The sequence below is a fragment of the Streptomyces sp. NPDC030021 genome (genome assembly GCF_055574035.1).
The window spans coordinates 148,799-166,322 of the sequence record NZ_JBVIAH010000011.1; the positions used below are offsets into that span (position 1 = coordinate 148,799).

At 73.4% G+C, this 17,524-nt stretch carries 18 protein-coding genes; 10 read left to right on the forward strand and 8 right to left on the reverse strand.

Going from position 1 to position 17,524, the window contains the following annotated elements; genetic code table 11:
- Window positions 1–56 precede the first annotated feature (56 nt).
- Window positions 57–596, reverse strand: a complete 540-nt coding sequence (locus ACZ4YL_RS22695; protein WP_468118809.1) for a GNAT family N-acetyltransferase — start codon at window positions 594–596, stop codon at window positions 57–59.
- A 130-nt stretch (window positions 597–726) separates the two neighbouring features.
- Between ACZ4YL_RS22695 and ACZ4YL_RS22700 the strand changes: the two genes are divergently transcribed.
- The 4 genes from ACZ4YL_RS22700 (at window position 727) to ACZ4YL_RS22715 (ending at window position 3,821) form a co-directional block, all read left to right on the forward strand.
- Window positions 727–1,269 carry a DUF5134 domain-containing protein gene (locus tag ACZ4YL_RS22700; protein WP_468118810.1) on the forward strand — a complete coding sequence of 181 codons (543 nt, stop codon included), beginning with the start codon at window positions 727–729 and terminating at the stop codon, window positions 1,267–1,269.
- A gap of 80 nt (window positions 1,270–1,349) precedes the next feature.
- Window positions 1,350–2,291 (forward strand): M56 family metallopeptidase, encoded by a 942-nt coding sequence (locus tag ACZ4YL_RS22705; RefSeq protein WP_468118812.1) that lies wholly within the window; start codon window positions 1,350–1,352, stop codon window positions 2,289–2,291.
- A gap of 66 nt (window positions 2,292–2,357) precedes the next feature.
- Window positions 2,358–3,062, forward strand: coding sequence for a phosphatase PAP2 family protein (locus tag ACZ4YL_RS22710; protein ID WP_468118814.1), 705 nt, complete (start codon window positions 2,358–2,360; stop codon window positions 3,060–3,062).
- Between the two features lie 102 nt (window positions 3,063–3,164).
- Entirely contained in the window at window positions 3,165–3,821 is a 657-nt protein-coding gene (locus tag ACZ4YL_RS22715) for a TetR/AcrR family transcriptional regulator (protein ID WP_468118815.1), read from the forward strand.
- A gap of 2 nt (window positions 3,822–3,823) precedes the next feature.
- Here ACZ4YL_RS22715 and ACZ4YL_RS22720 read toward each other — a convergent pair whose 3' ends face one another.
- Window positions 3,824–5,308 carry an LVIVD repeat-containing protein gene (locus ACZ4YL_RS22720; RefSeq protein ID WP_468118817.1) on the reverse strand — a complete coding sequence of 495 codons (1,485 nt, stop codon included), beginning with the start codon at window positions 5,306–5,308 and terminating at the stop codon, window positions 3,824–3,826.
- Window positions 5,309–5,384: 76 nt separating this feature from the next.
- Here ACZ4YL_RS22720 and ACZ4YL_RS22725 point away from each other — a divergent pair, with 76 nt between their 5' ends.
- The 3 genes from ACZ4YL_RS22725 to ACZ4YL_RS22735 all read left to right on the forward strand — a co-directional run bounded on the left by ACZ4YL_RS22725 (window position 5,385) and on the right by ACZ4YL_RS22735 (window position 8,218).
- The gene (locus tag ACZ4YL_RS22725; RefSeq protein WP_468118819.1) at window positions 5,385–6,083 is read left to right on the forward strand and encodes a DUF305 domain-containing protein; all 699 of its coding nucleotides are present in this window, start codon (window positions 5,385–5,387) and stop codon (window positions 6,081–6,083) included.
- 52 nt (window positions 6,084–6,135) lie between these two features.
- Window positions 6,136–7,500, forward strand: a complete 1,365-nt coding sequence (locus ACZ4YL_RS22730; protein ID WP_468118821.1) for an FAD-dependent oxidoreductase — start codon at window positions 6,136–6,138, stop codon at window positions 7,498–7,500.
- Between the two features lie 157 nt (window positions 7,501–7,657).
- Window positions 7,658–8,218, forward strand: coding sequence for a prealbumin-like fold domain-containing protein (locus ACZ4YL_RS22735; RefSeq protein WP_468118823.1), 561 nt, complete (start codon window positions 7,658–7,660; stop codon window positions 8,216–8,218).
- A 75-nt stretch (window positions 8,219–8,293) separates the two neighbouring features.
- Here ACZ4YL_RS22735 and ACZ4YL_RS22740 read toward each other — a convergent pair whose 3' ends face one another.
- The 3 genes from ACZ4YL_RS22740 to ACZ4YL_RS22750 all read right to left on the reverse strand — a co-directional run bounded on the left by ACZ4YL_RS22740 (window position 8,294) and on the right by ACZ4YL_RS22750 (window position 11,280).
- Complete coding sequence (locus ACZ4YL_RS22740; RefSeq protein WP_468118825.1) at window positions 8,294–8,641, reverse strand: ArsR/SmtB family transcription factor; 348 nt, start codon at window positions 8,639–8,641, stop codon at window positions 8,294–8,296.
- A 139-nt stretch (window positions 8,642–8,780) separates the two neighbouring features.
- Complete coding sequence (locus ACZ4YL_RS22745) at window positions 8,781–9,881, reverse strand: NADH:flavin oxidoreductase/NADH oxidase (RefSeq protein ID WP_468118827.1); 1,101 nt, start codon at window positions 9,879–9,881, stop codon at window positions 8,781–8,783.
- A gap of 76 nt (window positions 9,882–9,957) precedes the next feature.
- A complete protein-coding gene (locus ACZ4YL_RS22750; protein WP_468118829.1) occupies window positions 9,958–11,280 on the reverse strand; it encodes a wax ester/triacylglycerol synthase family O-acyltransferase in 1,323 nt (440 codons plus the stop codon).
- Between the two features lie 224 nt (window positions 11,281–11,504).
- Here ACZ4YL_RS22750 and ACZ4YL_RS22755 point away from each other — a divergent pair, with 224 nt between their 5' ends.
- The 3 genes from ACZ4YL_RS22755 to ACZ4YL_RS22765 all read left to right on the forward strand — a co-directional run bounded on the left by ACZ4YL_RS22755 (window position 11,505) and on the right by ACZ4YL_RS22765 (window position 14,305).
- Window positions 11,505–12,596, forward strand: coding sequence for a WD40/YVTN/BNR-like repeat-containing protein (locus ACZ4YL_RS22755; protein WP_468118831.1), 1,092 nt, complete (start codon window positions 11,505–11,507; stop codon window positions 12,594–12,596).
- 11 nt (window positions 12,597–12,607) lie between these two features.
- Window positions 12,608–13,294: a uracil-DNA glycosylase gene (locus ACZ4YL_RS22760; RefSeq protein WP_030012774.1), complete on the forward strand. Its 687-nt coding sequence runs from the start codon at window positions 12,608–12,610 to the stop codon at window positions 13,292–13,294.
- A gap of 96 nt (window positions 13,295–13,390) precedes the next feature.
- Window positions 13,391–14,305: a sirohydrochlorin chelatase gene (locus ACZ4YL_RS22765; RefSeq protein ID WP_468118833.1), complete on the forward strand. Its 915-nt coding sequence runs from the start codon at window positions 13,391–13,393 to the stop codon at window positions 14,303–14,305.
- A gap of 83 nt (window positions 14,306–14,388) precedes the next feature.
- Here the strand turns inward: ACZ4YL_RS22765 and ACZ4YL_RS22770 are convergent, their stop codons facing one another.
- The 3 genes from ACZ4YL_RS22770 to ACZ4YL_RS22780 form a co-directional block, all read right to left on the reverse strand.
- Window positions 14,389–15,453, reverse strand: a complete 1,065-nt coding sequence (locus ACZ4YL_RS22770; RefSeq protein ID WP_468118834.1) for a lactonase family protein — start codon at window positions 15,451–15,453, stop codon at window positions 14,389–14,391.
- A 55-nt stretch (window positions 15,454–15,508) separates the two neighbouring features.
- Complete coding sequence (locus tag ACZ4YL_RS22775; protein WP_468118836.1) at window positions 15,509–16,645, reverse strand: nitric oxide synthase oxygenase; 1,137 nt, start codon at window positions 16,643–16,645, stop codon at window positions 15,509–15,511.
- A gap of 212 nt (window positions 16,646–16,857) precedes the next feature.
- Window positions 16,858–17,451: a GNAT family N-acetyltransferase gene (locus ACZ4YL_RS22780; protein ID WP_468118838.1), complete on the reverse strand. Its 594-nt coding sequence runs from the start codon at window positions 17,449–17,451 to the stop codon at window positions 16,858–16,860.
- Window positions 17,452–17,524 lie beyond the last annotated feature (73 nt).

Sequence of the window (17,524 nt, forward strand, 5' to 3'; positions counted from 1 at the left end):
GACGGCGGCCCGGCTCCGGACGCGGCTCCGGACGCGGCTCCGGACGCGGCTCCGGCTCAGAGCGACTTGACCAGCAGCTCGAAGGCCAGGTCGTCGCGGAGCGGGACGCCGAAGCGCTCGTCACCGTAGGGGAAGGGGCTCAGCTCGCCGGTGCGCCGGTAGCCGCGGCGCACGTAGTACGCGATGAGCTCCTCCCGTACGTGCACCACCGTCATCCGCATCTCCTTGGCGCCCCACGTCTCGCGGGCGCGGCGCTCGGCCTCGGCCAGGATCTCCTTGCCGAGGCCCGCGCCCTGGAGGCCGGGGCGGACGGCGAACATCCCGAAGTAGACGTGGTCGTCCCGGTGTTCGAGCTGGCAGCAGGCCACGAGCTCGCCCGCGCGCTCGACGACGAGCAGGACCCCGTCCGGGGCGGCGATGACGGCACGGACCCCGTCCGGGTCGGTGCGCTGCCCGTCCAGGTAGTCGGCCTCGGTGGTCCAGCCGGCCCGGCTCGCGTCCCCGCGGTAGGCGGACTCGACGAGTTCCACCAGCTCCGGCACGTCCGTCTCGACGGCGCTTCGGAAACTCAGGGCGGCGGGCTGGGCGGTCGACATCGGGCGCTCCGTTCAGTGCGGCGGCATATGACATGCCTGGAAGGCAGGGAGAGCGTATCCCGGAGCCGCGTGAGGGTGGTGTGAGAGGGGCATCTCTCCCCGTGACGCCGACGAACCGGGAGGTTCCGCCGTGCACGGTTCCGCCACGTCCCTCACCACCTCCGTCTCCTCCTGGCTGCTGGTGCTGTTGTGTGCGGTGAGCGGCGCGTACTGCCTGCGCCGGGCGCGGGGTTCGGACGGCGGCGCCGCCGGGGAGGCGGTGATGGGATTCGGGATGGCCCTGATGGCCGTGCCCCTCGGCGGGCGCGGCGACGGGTGGCGGGCGCCCGTGCTGGGTGTGGTCTTCTGCGGCGCGGCCCTGCACGCCCTGTGGCTGCTGCGGGGCGGCCCGCACCACACGCACCACCTGGTCGGCTCGCTGACGATGGTCTACATGACCCTGCTGGCCGGGCCCGGGCCGGAGCACGCCCAGGCGGCCGGGCCGCCCCTGCTGACGGGTGCGCTGCTCCTCTACTACGCCGGGTACGTGATGCTCGGCGGGACCCGGCTGATCACCGCGGGCGACGCCCTGTCCCCGCGGCCGGCCGCCGGCCGGGGCGGGCCCGCCGAACTCGTCCGCGCCTGCCGACTCGCCATGGGAATGGGGATGTTGGCCATGCTGCTCACGATGTGACGGCGCCGGCGGACGTGTCCTGCGTCACCAATGGCCCGCGGACGTACCGCAGGTAGTCCCTCGCTCATAGGCTGGCGGCCATGATGGTCCCCGCCGTTCTCCTGTTGCTCGGCGCCCTGACCGCGGTGCTCGCCCCCCGTCTGCTGGCCCGGGCCCGATGGCCCGAGCGTGAGCCGGTCGTCGCCCTGTGGGTGTGGCAGTGCGTGGTCGGCGCCGTGCTCCTGTGCTTCGGACTGTCGATGCTGCTGAGCGCGGCGGCCGCCTGGCAGGAGTTCCGGGGCCGGCTGTTCGCCTCCGCCCCGCACGGGGTGGTCGACGCCTACGCCCTGGGCGCGGCCGGCGGGCCCTGGGCCGCCGTCACCGCGCTCGCGCTGGCGGGCGGCGGGCTGTGGACCGGGGCGATGCTGACCGGTGAGGTGCTGCGGGCACGGGCCCGGCGGCGTGCCCAGGGCAGCGAACTGCTGGTACGGGCCCCGCTGCTGCCCGGGGAGGACCCGGCGGGCGCGCGGCTCGTCGTCCTGGAGGGTCCCCGGCCGGACGCCTGGTGGCTGCCGGGAGCGGCCCCGCAGCTGGTGGTCACGACGGCGGCGCTGGGCCGGCTGAAGGGCAGCCAGCTGGACGCGGTGCTGGCGCACGAGCAGGGGCACGCGGCGGCCCGGCACGACTGGCTGCTGCACTGTTCGCGGGCGCTGGCGCGGGGCTTCCCGCAGGTTCCGGTCTTCGCGGCGTTCGAGGCGGAGATGCACCGGCTGGTGGAGATGGCCGCCGACGACGTGGCCTCCCGGCGGTTCGGACGGCTGACGATCGCGCTGGCGCTGGTCGGACTCAACGAGGACCGGGGGGTGTTCGGGGCCTCCTCGCCCGAGCACGCGCACGTTCCGCAGCGGGTGCGCCGGCTGCTGTCGGCGGCGCCGCGGCTCTCCCCGGGCCGCCGGCTGCGGCTGACGGCGCTGGCCACGCTGGTCCCGGCGATCCCGCTGCTGGTGGCCTTCGTACCGGGGCTGAGCGCGCTCGCCCAGTAGGTACGCCCCGGCGCTGCCCGGCGCCGCCCCACGCCTCCCGGCGGGCGGCGGTGCAAGGATCTCCACATGCGGAACGATCACTTGCGGTGGACGGGCGTCGGCTGCGCCCTACTGGCGGCGGTCCTGACGGCGCTGGTGGTCGCGCAGTGGCGGCCGCTGCTCGCCTACGACGAACGGGTCGCCCGGGACCTCCACGCCCACGCCGTCACCCACCCCGGGGTCACGCACCTCATGCAGGTGCTCAGCGACCGGGTGTGGGACCCCTGGACCATGCGGGCGCTGGCGGCGGTCGCCTGCGCGCTGCTGTGGTGGAGGGGCGACCGGGGGCGGGCACTGCGGGTGGCCCTGGTGACGCTGGCGGCCTCGGCACTGCAGCAGGGGCTGAAGGTGCTGGTGGGGCGGGAGCGTCCGGTGTGGCCGGATCCTGTGGACTCGGCGCAGTACGCGGCCTACCCGTCCGGCCACGCCCTGACGGCGACGGTGGTGTGCGGCCTGCTCCTGTGGCTGCTCCCCGGCCCGGCCCGGGGCCGGGTGCCGACCGTCCGGGTGCCGGCCGTCCGGGTGTCGGCCGTCCGGGTTCCGGTCGCCTGGGTGGTGGCCGCCTGGACGGTGGCCGTGGTCTCGGTGCTCGGAGTCGGCTTCACCCGCGTGTACTTCGGAGTGCACTGGCCGTCGGACGTGCTGGCGGGCTGGCTCCTGGGAGTGGCCCTGGTGGCTCTCGCGACGTCCGTGCCCGTGCGCGGACGCGGCTGCGACCCGGTGGAACAGTGAGGGTACGGCGTGCCTGCCCTGGATGATCCCCCGTGTCACCCAGAGCAGGCGACCCCGTGCGCTGAGTATATTGGCCAGGAGCCAGTCAACGCAGGAGTAAGCATGTCCCCGCGCAGCGCATCGGTCAATGAAGAATTGCGCAGACGTTCCCGGGAGCGGCTGCTGCAGTCCACGGTCGAACTCGTGGCCGAGCACGGCTACGAGGCCACGACGCTCGGCGACATCGCCGACCGGGCGGGCGCGGCACGCGGCCTCGTCTCGTACTACTTCCCGGGCAAACGGCAGTTGCTGCAGTCCGCGGTGCACCGGCTGATGCACCTCACCCTGTACGCCGCGCTGGAGCGGGAGCCCCGCAGCGAGTGCGGGCACGAGCGGCTCGCGCGTGCCGTCGACGCGGTCCTGGGGCTCGCCCGGGACGAACCCCTGCTGATGCGCACGCACATGGCGGGCATCCTCACGGCCGAGGGCTTCGTGCAGTGCCCCGAGCAGCAACGGCTGGCGGAGCTGCTGCGGGACACCGTCGTCCGGTACGGCTCGGCGGACCCGGACACGGACTATCCGCTGCTGCGGGCCCTGCTGATGGGCGCGGTCGTGGCGATCCTGCTGCCCGGCGCCCCGATGCCGGCACAGCGGCTGCGGGCGGAGCTGTTCCAGCGCTACGGGCTGGACTGGGAGCTCGGCGTTCCGCCGGACGGCGGCCCGCCCGGCGGAACGTTTCCCTCACCCCCTTCGCAACCCTCGCTCCCCTCGCACCCCTGAGGTCAGTGGTACTCGGGCTGGGTCTGCACGTTGAGCCGGTCCATCCGCACCCACCCGGCGCTCTCGGTGCGCCGGTCGTCGAGCCGCAGCACGTCGAGGCCCTTGACGATGTCGTTCGAGTAGATGTGCCCGTTGTAGTAGTACGCCGACCAGGACCCGCCGAGTCCGAGCTGGTCCGTCGTCAGCGGTCCGCGCTCGAAGTAGGCGATCTCCCTGGGCCGGGCGGAGTCGGTGAACTCCCATACGGAGACGCCGCCCTGGTACCAGGCCTGCACCATGATGTCGCGGCCGCCGCCGACCGGGACCAGCGAGCCGTTGTGGGCCACGCAGTTCTCGGTGTCGGCCTGGTGGCGCGGGATCTTGAAGTAGCCGCGGAAGGTGAGTTTGCGCTGGTCCCCACGGCCGGTGATGTCGTAGATCCCGTCGGCGCCGCGGTCGGGGCCGGTCGCCTCGTTGCAGGTGGCGCCGCCGCCACCGCCGAGTTCGTCGGTGAACACCACCTTGTTCGCGCGCTCGTTGAAGGTGGCCGAGTGCCAGAACGCGAAGTTCACGTTGTCCTGGACCCGGTCGATGACCCGCGGCTGCTCGGGCCGGCTGATGTCGAAGAGGATGCCGTCACCCATGCAGGCGCCGGCGGCCAGGTCCTTCGACGGCAGCACGGTGATGTCGTGGCAGCCGGTGGTCTTGGAGACGCCGGGGTTGGTGGGCGCGCCCGGGTTGCCGCCGTCGGGGAAGAGGACCGGGAAGGCGACGACCGCGGCCTTCGTCGGCGCCTTCTTCGGGACCTTCACGACCGAGATGCCGTCGTGCGGCGGCTTGCAGTCGGGGAAGGCCTCGTTCGGGGAGTACGAGGCGACGTAGAGGTAGAGGTCGCGGTCGCCCGGCACCAGGGTGTGGGTGTGTGAACCGCAGGCGGTCTCGACGGACTTGATGTACTTGGGGTTCTTCTTGTCCTTGATGTCGAAGATCTTGATGCCCTCCCACGAGGACTTCTCCGTGGCGGGCTGCGAGACGCTGTTGCAGGAGTCGTCGCTGCGCGAGGAGTCGGTGGAGAGGAAGAGCAGGTCACCGTGGACGGAGATGTCGTTCTGGCCGCCGGGGCAGAGCACCTGGGTGACCGTCTTCGGTGCCTTCGGGTTCGCGATGTCGTAGATGGTGAAGCCGCTGTAGCTGCCCGCATAGGCGTACCTGCCCTGGAAGGCCAGGTCGGTGTTGATCCCCGCGGGGTCGCTGCTGGGGATGTTGGCCAGGTGCTTGACGTTGGCGCTGTGCACGATCTCGTCCTGGCCGGGGATGTCGCCCGGGGCGAGCCCCCGGCCCTCGGTGAGGCTCGTGCCGTGCTGATGCGCACTGCCGGGCGATAAGTCGCCCGGGTCGGGGGTGGCGGCCGCCGGTCCGGCCGCCAGGAGCGTGGTGAGGAGCCCGGCCGCGGCGACGGCCACCCCCACCCTCCTGTTCCGTACCCGCCTGGTGTGTAGCGAGGTCACTGTGCCCTCCCTTGAGAGCCCGATCGGCTCCGCCCGCGAGGGAGCGGAACCAGGACCCCGGCAGTATCTTCCCTTCATGGACATGGCAAAAGACCTCAGGGGCCGCCCCCGGGACTTACCGGCGCCGCCCGTCCGGTTCGCCGCCCTGGTGGCGGCGGCCGCCGGCCTCCTGCTGACGCTCTCCGGCTGCCAGGGCGAACAGGGGCCGGACCGGGCCGACGACGGACGGGCCGCGGTCGTCGCACCGGGCAGGCCGGGCGAGAAGGCCCGTCACCTCACGCCCGAAGAGGCCGCGAAGGCGAAACCGGACGACAGCCCGAACGCCGCCGACCACGCCTACGTGTCGCGCATGATCGAACACCACCGGCAGGCCCTGACGATGAGCGCGCTGGCCCCGGAGCGGGCCGCGGCGGACGGGGTCAAACGGCTGGCGGAGCGGATCACGGCGGCCCAGAAGCCCGAAATCGGCGCGATGGAGAAGTGGTTGGCCCTCCATCCGGCCCCGGCGGCGGGCTCCGGCGGGCACGGGCAGGGCCACGACCACGGCGCGATGCCGGGCATGGCGACCGAGCGGCAGCTGGCGGATCTGACCGCGGCCAGGGGAGCCGACTTCGACCGGCTCTTCCTGAAGCTGATGACCGCCCACCACGAGGGCGCCGTGACGATGGCCGGCGAGGCACTGGCGGGCGGGAACAACGTGGCGGTGGAGGAGATGGCCACCGAGGTGGTGGCCACGCAGAGCGCCGAGATCCACCGGATGCGCACGATGGGCTGACGCCGCGGGGGGCCGGTGTCATGCTGGGACCACCTGCGGGAGGAGCTCCGCCGTGCTTCGAGTCGCCGTTGTCGGATCGGGCCCCAGCGGGGTCTACGCGGCCCAGACGCTGGTGCAGCAGCGCGAGGTGCCCGGGGTACGGGTGGACGTGCTGGACCGGCTCCCCGCCCCCTACGGCCTAGTCCGCTACGGGGTCGCCCCGGACCACGAGAAGATCAAGTCGCTCCAGGGCAGCCTGCGCACCGTGCTGGAGGACGAGCGGATCCGTTTCCTCGGCAACGTGGAGGTCGGCGGGGAGGCGCTGCCCACGGACCGGCTGCTGGAGCTGTACCACGCGGTGGTGTACTGCGTGGGCGCGGCCCGCGACCGGATGCTCGGGATCCCCGGTGAGGAGCTGACCGGGGTGCATTCCGCCACGGCCTTCGTGTCCTGGTACAGCGGGCACCCGGACGCCGCCGCCGAGGCCTTCGACCTGCCCGGCGTGGATGCGGCGGTGGTGGTCGGGGCGGGCAACGTCGCGGTGGACGTGACGCGGATCCTGGCCCGGGGCACGGCCGAACTGACGCCGACGGACATGCCGCAGCCGGCGCTCGGCGCGCTCGCGGAGAGCGGGGTGCGCGAGGTGGCGATGGTCGCCCGGCGCGGTCCCTCGCAAGGCAGGTTCACCACCAAGGAGCTGCGTGAACTGGGCACCCTGCCCGGCGTGGACACCTGGGCCGACCCGGCCGAACTGGCCCTGGACCCCGTGTACGCCGACCCTGAGGCGGCCGCCGCCCTGCCGGCGGTGGCCCGGCGGAACCTGGAGGTGCTGCGCGGCTGGTCCGGGGCCCGCCCGGAGGCGGGGCCGCGCCGGATCGCGCTGCGGTTCTACCTGCGGCCGGTGGAGATCCTGGGCGGTCCGGACGGCCGGGTCACCGGGATGCGCTTCGAGCGCACCGCCCCGGACGGCCGGGGCGGGGTGAGCGGGACGGGCGTGCACGAGGACATCGAGGCGCAGTTGGTGCTGCGCTCGGTCGGGTACAAGGGCGTTCCGCTCGCCGGGCTGCCCTTCGACCCCGCGAAGGGTACGGTCCCGCACGCGGCGGGCCGGGTGCTGCGCGCGGGCCGGGCCTCGGTCGGCGAGTACGTGGCGGGCTGGATCAAGCGCGGCCCGACCGGGGTGATCGGCACCAATCGGCCCTGCGCCAAGGAGACCGTGTCCTCCCTGCTCCAGGACGCGGGGGCACTGGCCCGGCGCGACCTCCCCGGGGACCCGCTGGACGCTCTGCGGGCGGCGGGTCTGCGCCCCGTACGGTGGCCGGGCTGGCTGGCCATCGAGGCGGCCGAGGCCGAGCTCGGGCGCTCCCTGGGCCGCCGCTCGGTGAAGATCCCGGACTGGCAGGGCCTGCTGGACGCGGCGGGCTCGGGCCGGGCGTAGGGGGGCTTGCCGATCAGGCCGGCTCCCGCGGACGTGCTTCCGGGTGGTCCTCCGGCCGGAACACCCTCGGGCGGGAGTGTCGCCGTCCCGGCCCCGCGCACGCGGGCCGATCATGTCGCCGGAGCGAAGGCCCGGAGCAGTATGCGGATGGAGTGGCATGACACCGAACGGATTCCGCCGGTCATGGGACGGGTTGCGGCCCTGGATCCTCGGGGTGGCGACGACGGCGCTGCTGGTTGCGACGCCCTCGTACGCCTCGGCGGCGGCCGGGGCGGGAGCGGCCGTCCGGAACCAGCCGGGCATCGCGAGCCACGCTGCCGGCGGTGCCGCCCGGTGCCCGGACCACTGCGAGGGCCCGGGTGTGCCCCTCGGTGACGTCACGGTGATCAAGGAGGACGGGCTGACCGGCAACCCCCTGGCCGGCGCGAGCTTCCTGCTCTGGGAGGAGACCAACGGCATCCCGGGACTCCAGACCACCGGCAGCGACCCGGACACCGGGATCGGCACCCCCTGCACCACCGGGGCCGACGGCACGTGCATCCGCACCCTGCCGACCGGCGTCTACTACTGGCAGGAGACCCAGGCCCCGCCCGGCTACGACCTGCCCGCCAACCCGGTGTTCGGCCCACTGGTACTGACGGAGGAGAACATCGCCGAAGGCGTGACGGTGACCGCCGAGAATACAGCCACGCCCGTGACCGCCGGTGAGGTCGCATAACCCGCCACACGCGAGCACAGCGGGCAGGCGAAATGCCGGGCCACTACTGAGCCGCGCCGTCGCACGCGCCGCGGCTCAGGACGCGAGCCGGGCCGCCTCGGCCGCGGCCGCCGCGAGGACGCTGCCGAGGAGGCCGGGGAAGAGCGCCTCCAGTTCCTCCCGGCGCAGGGCGTTGAGCTTGGTGGTGCCGCGGTAGGCCTGGCGTACGACGCCGCTCTCGCGCAGGACGCGGAAGTGGTGGGTGGTCGTGGACTTGGTGACCGGCAGGTCGAAGTACGAGCAGGACAGGTCCTCGGCCGAGGCGGCCAGGTCCAGGACGATGGACAGCCGGACCGGGTCGGAGAGCGCGTGCAGCACGCCCTCCAGGCGGATCTCGCCCGCCTCGGGGTGGGCGAGGGTGCGGGAGGTGTCCCGTTCCGTCATGTCCCTGCTCCACTCACTCGGTCGGTCCGTTCCGGATGCCGCGTGGGCCCCATCGTACGAGAGACGTCGAAGAAGGCGGGCCGGTCCGGGAAACCGGCGGTACGGCTCCGGGGCGGGCGCCGCCGGAGCCGTACCCGGGTCACCAGGAGCGGTGGTACTGCTCGGGCGTACGGATCTCCCCGCCCAGCTCCTTGGCGGCGCGGCGGGCCCAGTACGGGTCGCGGAGCAGTTCCCGGCCCAGCAGGACGGCGTCGGCCTCCCCGTTGGCGAGGATCTTCTCGGCCTGCTCCGGTTCGGTGATCAGGCCGACGGCGGCCACGGGAAGGGCGGTCCCGGCCTTGACCCGGGCCGCGAAGGGGACCTGGAAGCCCGGGCCGACGGGGATCTGCGCATGCGGCGCGAGGCCCCCGGTGGAGACGTCGAGCAGGTCCACCCCGTGCTCCAGCAGCAGATCCGCCAGCCGGACCGTTTCGTCGGCGGTCCAGCCCTCGTCCTCCAGCCAGTCGGTGGCGGAGATCCGGAAGAACAGCGGGAGTTCCTCGGGCCACACCGCCCGTACGGCGTCCACGACTTCGAGGGCGAATCGGGTGCGGTTCTCGAAGGAGCCGCCGTACTCGTCGGTGCGCCGGTTGCTGAACGGGGAGAGGAACTCGCCGATGAGGTAGCCGTGGGCGCCGTGGATCTCGACGACCTCGTAGCCCGCGGCCAGTGAGCGCTCGGCGGCGGCCGCGAACTGGCCGGTGATCTCCCGGATCTCCTCGACCGTCAGCTCGTGCGGCACCGGGTGGTCCTCGGAGAACGGCAGCGCGCTCGGGGCGAGCGGCTGCCAGCCGTGCGCCTCGGGCCCGACCGGCCGTCCGCCCTTCCAGGTGCGGTCGGTGGAGGCCTTGCGGCCGGCATGTGCGATCTGGATGCCGGGGACGGCGCCCCGGGCCTTGACGAAGGAGGTGATCCGGCGCAGTGCCTCGACCTGGGTGTCGTTCCAGATGCCGAGGTCGTAGGGGGAGATCCGGCCTTCCGGGGAGACCGCGGTGGCCTCCTGGACGATCAGCCCCGTACCGCCGGTGGCGCGGGCGGTGTAGTGCGCGAAGTGCCAGTCGCCGGCCACGCCCGCGTTCGGGCCGAACGCCTCGGCGCTGTACTGGCACATCGGGGCCATCCACACCCGGTTCGGGATGGTGACGGAGCGGAGCGTGTAGGGCGCGAACAGGGCGGCGAAGGCGGCGGGTGCAGCACTCATCAGGCTCTCCAGATACGACCGGGCATGCCGGGGATCGATCAAGTACGAGAGATACCGTACTACGAATTTCCTCGTACTACGAGACCTCTCGTACAAGCTCGTCGAGTTCCGCGCGCAGCGCCCCCGCCAGGGCCGCCAGATCCGGGACGGCCTCCGCGTCGGCGACCAGTCCGTAGTGGACCGTCCCCTTGTACGTGGAGACGGCGACGGCCAGTGACTGCCCCCGGGCCAGCGGGGCGAGCGGGTACACCTCGCGGACCGGGCTGCCGCCCAGGGTGAAGGTGAAGCCCGGCAGCGGCACGCTGGTGACCAGGATGTCGAAGAGCAGCCGGGCGGCCTGAGCCACGAGCGGGCCGCCGAGCCGGTGGCCGAGCGGATGGACGTGGTCGGCGAGCAGGGCGACGGCCCCGGCGCCGCGGGCGGGCCCGGCGTCCTTGTTGCGGTCCATGGCGGCGCGCACGCTGTCCAGGCGGCGCAGCGGATCGGATTCGGCGAGCGGCAGCCGGAGCAGATAACCGGAGAGCCGGTTCCCGGCGCCCCCCGAGCCTCCGGGCCCGCGGCGGCGGGACACCGGGATCAGCGCGCGCGGGCCCGCGCCCCAGGGCTCGGGATCGCCCCGCTCCGCCAGCCAGCGCCGCAGCGCGCCCGCGACCAGAGCGATCAGCACGTCGTTGACGGTGCCGCCGGCGCCCTTGCGGACGAGGTTGACCTCGTCCAGGTCGAGCGCGAGGCACGCCACCGCACGGGCGCCCGAGCCGGTGGAGCCCGCGGTGAGGGCCGCCGGCACCCCGAGCGGCAGTCCGGCGCGGGCCACGGCGGCGCCGATCTCCAAGGCCTGGCCGACGTCCTGGACCCGGGCCGCCAGGGCTCCGGGGAGCCGGCGCAGGACGGAGCCGCCCCGCTGCTCGGGGACCGGGCGCGCGGGCGGCCGGGGGGCCGTCGCCTCGTCGAACAGGGTGGCCGCGAGGGCCAGCGCGCCCAGGCCGTCGGCGAGGGCGTGATGGAACTTGAAGAGCACCGCGAAGGAGTCCGGATCGGGTCCGGCCAGCACGTGCGCCTCCCACGGAGGCAGCGCCCGGTCCAGCGGCCGGGCCATCAGCGGTCCGGCGGCGGCGTGCGGGACTGCCTCGTCGGTACGGACGAGGAACACGTGCCGGGCCGGGTCGAAGCCGGGGTCCGGCGACCAGGCGGCCGCGCCGACCGGCAGCAGCACGTCGCGGATCCGGCGGCGCAGGCGCGGCACGGCCGCGCAGCGGGCGGTGAGCAGGCGGGCAGCGCGCTCCGCGGCGCCTGGCCCGGTTGCATGGAAGACGGCGAGGGCACCCAGGTGCATGGGGTGGTCGGCGGATTCGATCCGCCAGAAGGCGAGGTCGAGCGGGGACAGGTGCTCGGTGGCCACATACGTCCTCTCGCGTGCGGCGGCAGTGACCTGAAGTCAATCCATTACGGACACCCGCATGCAAGCAGCAACCATTTCGGGGCGGTAAATGATCGGTATTGATCTGCTCATCAGCAGCCCTGCGCCGTCCGCCGGGTCACTGTCACAGGGCGGGTGCAGACTGGCCGAAAAGATACTCCGCAAGGAACGCCCGCCGAGGGCGACGAGGTCCGGAGGTGCCGGCCATGGCCGACGCAGTACTGCTCGTGGGAACCCGCAAAGGACTCTTCATCGGCCGTCGCCGGGGCGATGCCCCCTGGGAGTTCGACGGGCCCCATTTCAACGCCCAGGCCGTCTACGCGGTCGCCGTCGACCGGCGGGGTCCGGCGCCCCGGCTGCTGGTCGGCGGGGACAGCTCGCACTGGGGGCCGTCCGTCTTCAGCTCCGACGACCTCGGGGCGACCTGGCGCGAGCCCGCCGCGCCGGCCGTGAAGTTCCCCCAGGACACCGGAGCCTCCCTGGAACGGGTCTGGCAGCTGCAGCCGGCCGGCCCCGAGGCCCCCGGCGTGGTGTACGCGGGGACGGAACCGGCCGCGCTGTTCCGCTCGACCGACCGGGGCGACTCCTTCGAGCTGGTCCGCCCGCTGTGGGAGCACCCGAGCCGCGGGAAGTGGGTACCGGGCGGCGGCGGTGAGGGCCTGCACACGGTGATCACCGACCCGCGCGACCCGGACGCCGTGACCGTGGCCGTGTCCACCGCCGGGGTGTTCCGGACCCGGGACGGCGGGGCCAGCTGGGCGCCGTCCAACAAGGGGGTCTCGGCGGTGTTCCTGCCGGACCCGAACCCGGAGTTCGGCCAGTGCGTCCACAAGATCGCCCAGGACGCCGTGGACACGGACCGGCTGTACCTGCAGAACCACTGGGGCGTCTACCGCAGCGACGACGCGGGCGGCCGGTGGACCGACATCGGCGGCGGCCTGCCCTCCGACTTCGGGTTCGCGGTCGCGGCCCATCCGCACCGGCCGGACACCGCCTACGTCTTCCCGCTCAACGCCGACTCCGACCGGGTCCCGGCCGAGCACCGGTGCCGGGTCTTCCGCACCCGGGACGCGGGCGCCACCTGGGAGCCGCTGGCGCGCGGGCTCCCGGCCGGGGACCACTACGGCACGGTGCTCCGGGACGCGCTGTGCACGGACGACGCGGACCCGGCGGGCATCTACTTCGGCAACCGCAACGGAGAGGTGTACGCCAGCCACGACGACGGCGAGAGCTGGCAACTGCTCGCCGAGCACCTGCCCGACGTCCTGTGTGTCCGGGCGGCCACGTTCGGCCAGTAGAGTGATCCACCGTGGCAGCACGACCGTTGAACGAGATCGTCGAGCCGGGCTGGGCCCGTGCTCTGGAGCCGGTGGCGGGGCAGATCGCCGCCATGGGCGACTTCCTGCGCGCCGAGATCGCGGCGGGGAGGACGTACGTACCGGCCGGGGCCAACGTGCTGCGCGCCTTCCAACAGCCCTTCGACGAGGTCAAGGTCCTGATCGTCGGGCAGGATCCCTATCCCACGCCGGGACACGCGGTGGGCCTGTCCTTCTCGGTCGCCCCCGACGTACGGCCGGTACCGCCGAGCCTCGACAACATCTTCCTGGAGATGCACCGGGACATCGGCACCGGCCGCCCGGCGAACGGCGACCTCACCCCGTGGACCCGGCAGGGCGTCCTGCTGCTCAACAGGTCGCTCACGACCGCGCCCCGGCGCTCCAACGCGCACCAGGGCAAGGGCTGGGAGGCCGTCACCGACCAGGCCATCCGGGCCCTGGCCGCGCGCGGCAAGCCGCTGGTCTCCATCCTCTGGGGACGGGCGGCCCGCAACCTGCGGCCGCTGCTCGGCGAACTGCCCGTCGTGGAGTCCTCGCACCCCTCCCCCAAGTCGGCCGACTACGGGTTCTTCGGCTCCCGGCCGTTCAGCCGGACGAACGAGCTGCTGGTGGGCCAGGGTTCACAGCCTGTGGACTGGCGCTTGCCGTCAGTCAGTTGAACGTATCTGATATTCATCGGATAAATACGGACAGATGCCTCGCGAGAAGGCCCTGCCCGAACACCTTGTTCCGATAAGCCAGTAGCATGCGGCGCCATGAGCTCCCCCACTGGGCCCGCAAATGGCCTGCCCGTACGAATGCCGCGACCCCGCCAGACCGGACGGCACCGCCGGCCCGAGCCCGCGGTGGCGCCCGAGGGCGCGCCCGCGCTGGTGCTCGCCGTGCCCGGTGCCCCCTCGGCCGCCTCGCGAGGGCTCGCGGAAGAGATCATCAGCATCGGCCGTTCCGAGCTGCCGGGCCTCGACGCCCGGATCGGCTTCCTCGAAGGTGACGACGCCACCGAGTTCCCGACCCTGTCCGGCGTGCTGAGCGCCGTCGCGACCGAGCGTGTCGCGCGCGCGGAGTTCGCCCGCGCGGCCGGCCACGAGGTGCCCGCGCCGACCGGCCCGGACGCCGTGGTCGTGCCGCTGCTGGCCGGCCCCGACAGCGATCTGCTCCGCCGGATCCGCCAGGCGCTGATGGACTCCTCGGCCGCCGCCGAGCTGGCCGACGTGCTCGGCCCGCACCCGCTGCTCGCCGAGGGCCTGCACGTGCGGCTGTCCGAGGCGGGCCTGGCCCGCGCCGACCGCGCCCGGCTCTTCACCGTGACCACCGCCGCCGACGGCATCGTCCTGGCCACCACCGGTGGCGAGGAGGCCGTACAGGCCGCCGGGATCACGGGCATGCTGCTCGCCGCCCGGCTCGCCGTGCCCGTCATGGCCGCCGCGCTCGACCAGGAGGGCTCGGTGGCCGCGGTCGCCGAGCAGCTGCGCCGCGAGGGCTCCACGCTGCTCGCGCTCGCCCCGTACCTGATCGGCCCGGAGGCCGCCGACGGGCTCCTCGACACCGCCTGCAAGGAGGCCGACTGCGCCACCGCCGAGGTGCTCGGCGCCTACGGCGCGCTCGGCAAGCTGGCCGTCGCGCAGTACGCCGCGGCGCTCGGGATCACCCAGGACGCCGCCGCACACTGACCGCCCGTACGACGCGAAGGGCCCCCGGGGCCACGGGAGACCGTGGCCGCCGGGGGCCCTTTCGCGTGCCCCGCGCGCCCGTGTCAGCCGAGGACCACGCAGGTGGCCGCGGGCACGGCCAGCGAGCCGGCTCGGTGCGGCTGCCCGGTCAGCGGGTCGACCTCGAACCAGGTGACGTCCCCCGAGCGCTCGTTGGCCGCGTAGAGCCGGTTCCCCGAGGGGTCGACGGCGAGATCGCGCGGCCACGCGCCGCCGCAGTCCACGGCGCCGGTGAGCCGCGGCTTCCCGGGGCCGTCGGCGAGGGAGAGGGTGACGATCGTGTCGGCCCCCCGGACGGCCGCCCAGACGAATCTGCCGTCGGGTGAGGCGACGATCGCCGAGGGGTAGGCCCGTACGGCCCCTGAGGCACCCTCGGAGGCCACCGGAACCTCGCCGACCGGTTCCAGTCGCCCGGACGCACCGTTCCAGCGGCAGACGGTCACCTGTGGCTCCAGCTCGTGCAGGACGTACGCCACCGCGCCCTCCGGATGGAAGGCGAGGTGGCGGGGACCGGTCCCGGCGCGCAGCGCGGTCTCGGTGTGCACCCGCAGCGCCCCGGTGGCCGGGTCGAGCGCGCAGACCCGTACCGAGTCGGTGCCGAGGTCCACGCTGAGCACCCAGCGGCCGGTCGGGTCGGGCAGCACCTGATGGGCGTGCGGGCCCTCCTGCCGGTCGGTGTCGGGGCCGGAACCCTGGTGCGGCAGGACGTGGGAGGGCCCGCCCGGGCGGCCGTCGGCGGCGAGCGGGAGGCTGCTGACGCTGCCGGAGGCGTAGTTGGCGGTGAGCAGCCTGCGCCCGGCCACGCTGAGGTGGGTGGGCCCGGAGCCCCCGACGCGCATGGGTGCGCCGAGCGGGGCGAGGCCGCCGGCGGTGGGCCGGAAGGCCGCCGCCTCGCCCCGCTCGGTCTCGCTCACCGCGTAGAGGACGCCGGTGTCCCGGGCGAGGGCGAGGTACGACGGATCCTCGGCGGTGGCAACCGAGAGCGGGGTCAGCGCCCCGGTCTTCGGATCCACGGCCGCGATGGTCACACCGCGGCCGCCCCCCGAGGTGAAGGAGCCGATGTAGGCCCGGTGTTCGCCGCTTCGGTCCTTGCTGTCCGCGCCGCCCACAGGAAACCCCTCTCACCGCTTTCGGATCCGTCCGGAGCCGACGGTAACAGAAGGTCTAGACCAAATCCCGTCCTTGGGCCCGCTCCTGCGCGCCGGGGTGGTGGACGTAGGCCGTACTGCTGCTGCGGTCCTCGTAGGTGCGGTGGAAGACGGGGGTCGCGGAGCCGGAGATCGGCGGCACGATCCAGGACCAGTCCGCACCCACCTCGCGCCCCTTGCGCTCCTCCCGTTCCATGTGGGACAGGAAGCGCCGGGACTCGGTGTGGTGGTCGGCGATCGTGACGCCGGCGCGGTCGAAGGAGTGCAGGACGGCCCGGTTCAGTTCGACGAGCGCGCGGTCCTTCCAGAGGGACCGGTCGCTGGAGGTGTCCAGGCCCAGGCGGCGGGCGACGGCGGGCAGCAGGTTGTACCGGTCGGTGTCCGCGAGGTTGCGGGCGCCGATCTCGGTGCCCATGTACCAGCCGTTGAACGGCGCGGCCGGGTAGTGGATGCCGCCGATCTCCAGGCACATGTTGGAGATGGCGGGTACGGCGTGCCAGCGCAGCCCCCAGTCCGCCCAGCCGTCGCCGTCGGGATGGCCTATCGGCACCTCCAGGACGGCGTCCGCGGGGGTGTCGAACCAGCGGGGTTTGTCGTCGACGCCCTGGACCACCAGCGGCAGGAGGTCGAAGGGAGTGCCCGGGCCGCCGGCCCAGCCGAGCTGGAGGAGGGCCTCGGTGAGCGGGGCGTTGCGGGCGTCACCGACGGTTATCGACGGATGGTCGCCGTAGCCCGCGTATCTGACCAGCTGCTCGCTCCAGATCAGCGGGCCGGGCCGGGCCGGGGTGTCCGGGGCGAAGACCGTGATCGTGGGCCTGACCCTGCCCCGGTTGGTGGCCTCGCGCAGGTGGTCGAAGCATTCGGCGGCGATGTCGTCGGCGTCGGTGAGCTCGCGGCGGTCGCGGACCCGCAGCGAGTTCCAGTAGAGCCGGCCTATGCAGCGGTTACTGTTGCGCCAGGCCACTCGGGCCCCGTGGACCAGTTCCTCGGGGGTGTGCACATAACTGCCGGTCTCGGCGAGCTCGGCCCTCACGGCGGCGAGCCGGGCGCGCGGATCACCGGCGTCCGCGTTCTCCCGGTGGAAGAGTCGGATGAACTCCTCGGCCGCTTCCCACACCTGAGCGGTGGTGGAGCGCTGTTGAAGAATTTCCATTCCGGGCGGTTACCCCCTGTCCGACCAGATCCACCCTGTAGGTGCCGGATGAATGTGCAATAAACAATTACCCGTTGTACATGCCGCAGGTCAGCGCCGGGTGATGGGCAATGAGGGAGCACTCCTCCGGGCGATCCCTCACGGATCGGGCTGCGGCAGGGCACGCGGGGGCGTATGATCCGGCGCATTCCGGGAGTTGGCCGTGCACCGGGTCAGCGGCAGGGGCGGCTCATGTAGAGCGCGTGTTCGCCGGCCGCCGGCGTGCCGCCGTACAGCGCGGTGTCGAGGCCGCAGAAGGTGAATCCCATGCGCCGGTAGGCGTGCACCGCGGGGGCGTTGACCGAGCTGACCTCCAACCACAGGTGCTCCGCGCCCCGTTCGCGGGCGAACCGCTCGGCGCACTCCATCAGCGCGCGGCCGATGCCGCTGCCCCGGTGGCCGGGCGAGACCTCGATGTCCTCGATGGTCAGCCGCCGGTTCCAGGGGGCGTAGCCGACGGCGGCGAACCCGCAGAGCAGGTCGCCGTCGAGGGCCACGAAGGTCCGCGCGTCGGCGTCCGAGTCCTTCCCGCCGCCGAAGACCTGCTCGTCGTGCTCCTCCGGCGGGAACGCCTTGTGCACGGGCGGGTCCACGGGCACTTCGCGGAGCAGGAAGCCGGAGCCGGCGCCGTCGCCCGAGCCGGGGTCGCTCACCTCGAAGACCGTGGCGGTGGTGAAGGAGCTGTCCAGGGCCTCGATCGCACCCGCGTCCTCGGGACGGGCGAGGCGGTAGACGATTCCGTCGGCTGAGCCGTGTGCGCTGGTCATGAGATCCACCGTACGCAAAAAATCCCCCGGCCGAATTGGCTGCCGAGGGAGAAGAGAGCGTATATTCAATGGT

What these genes read in the sequence shown, in the direction of transcription:
- ACZ4YL_RS22740 (WP_468118825.1), bottom strand. Translation starts at nt 8,641, where the DNA reads ATGACGGAACGGGACACCTCCCGCACCCTCGCCCACCCCGAGGCGGGC.
- ACZ4YL_RS22705 (WP_468118812.1), top strand. Translation starts at nt 1,350, where the DNA reads ATGATGGTCCCCGCCGTTCTCCTGTTGCTCGGCGCCCTGACCGCGGTG.
- ACZ4YL_RS22715 (WP_468118815.1), top strand. Translation starts at nt 3,165, where the DNA reads ATGTCCCCGCGCAGCGCATCGGTCAATGAAGAATTGCGCAGACGTTCC.
- ACZ4YL_RS22710 (WP_468118814.1), top strand. Translation starts at nt 2,358, where the DNA reads ATGCGGAACGATCACTTGCGGTGGACGGGCGTCGGCTGCGCCCTACTG.
- ACZ4YL_RS22745 (WP_468118827.1), bottom strand. Translation starts at nt 9,881, where the DNA reads ATGAGTGCTGCACCCGCCGCCTTCGCCGCCCTGTTCGCGCCCTACACG.
- ACZ4YL_RS22775 (WP_468118836.1), bottom strand. Translation starts at nt 16,645, where the DNA reads ATGGAAATTCTTCAACAGCGCTCCACCACCGCTCAGGTGTGGGAAGCG.
- ACZ4YL_RS22695 (WP_468118809.1), bottom strand. Translation starts at nt 596, where the DNA reads ATGTCGACCGCCCAGCCCGCCGCCCTGAGTTTCCGAAGCGCCGTCGAG.
- ACZ4YL_RS22780 (WP_468118838.1), bottom strand. Translation starts at nt 17,451, where the DNA reads ATGACCAGCGCACACGGCTCAGCCGACGGAATCGTCTACCGCCTCGCC.
- ACZ4YL_RS22735 (WP_468118823.1), top strand. Translation starts at nt 7,658, where the DNA reads ATGACACCGAACGGATTCCGCCGGTCATGGGACGGGTTGCGGCCCTGG.
- ACZ4YL_RS22725 (WP_468118819.1), top strand. Translation starts at nt 5,385, where the DNA reads ATGGACATGGCAAAAGACCTCAGGGGCCGCCCCCGGGACTTACCGGCG.
- ACZ4YL_RS22765 (WP_468118833.1), top strand. Translation starts at nt 13,391, where the DNA reads ATGAGCTCCCCCACTGGGCCCGCAAATGGCCTGCCCGTACGAATGCCG.
- ACZ4YL_RS22755 (WP_468118831.1), top strand. Translation starts at nt 11,505, where the DNA reads ATGGCCGACGCAGTACTGCTCGTGGGAACCCGCAAAGGACTCTTCATC.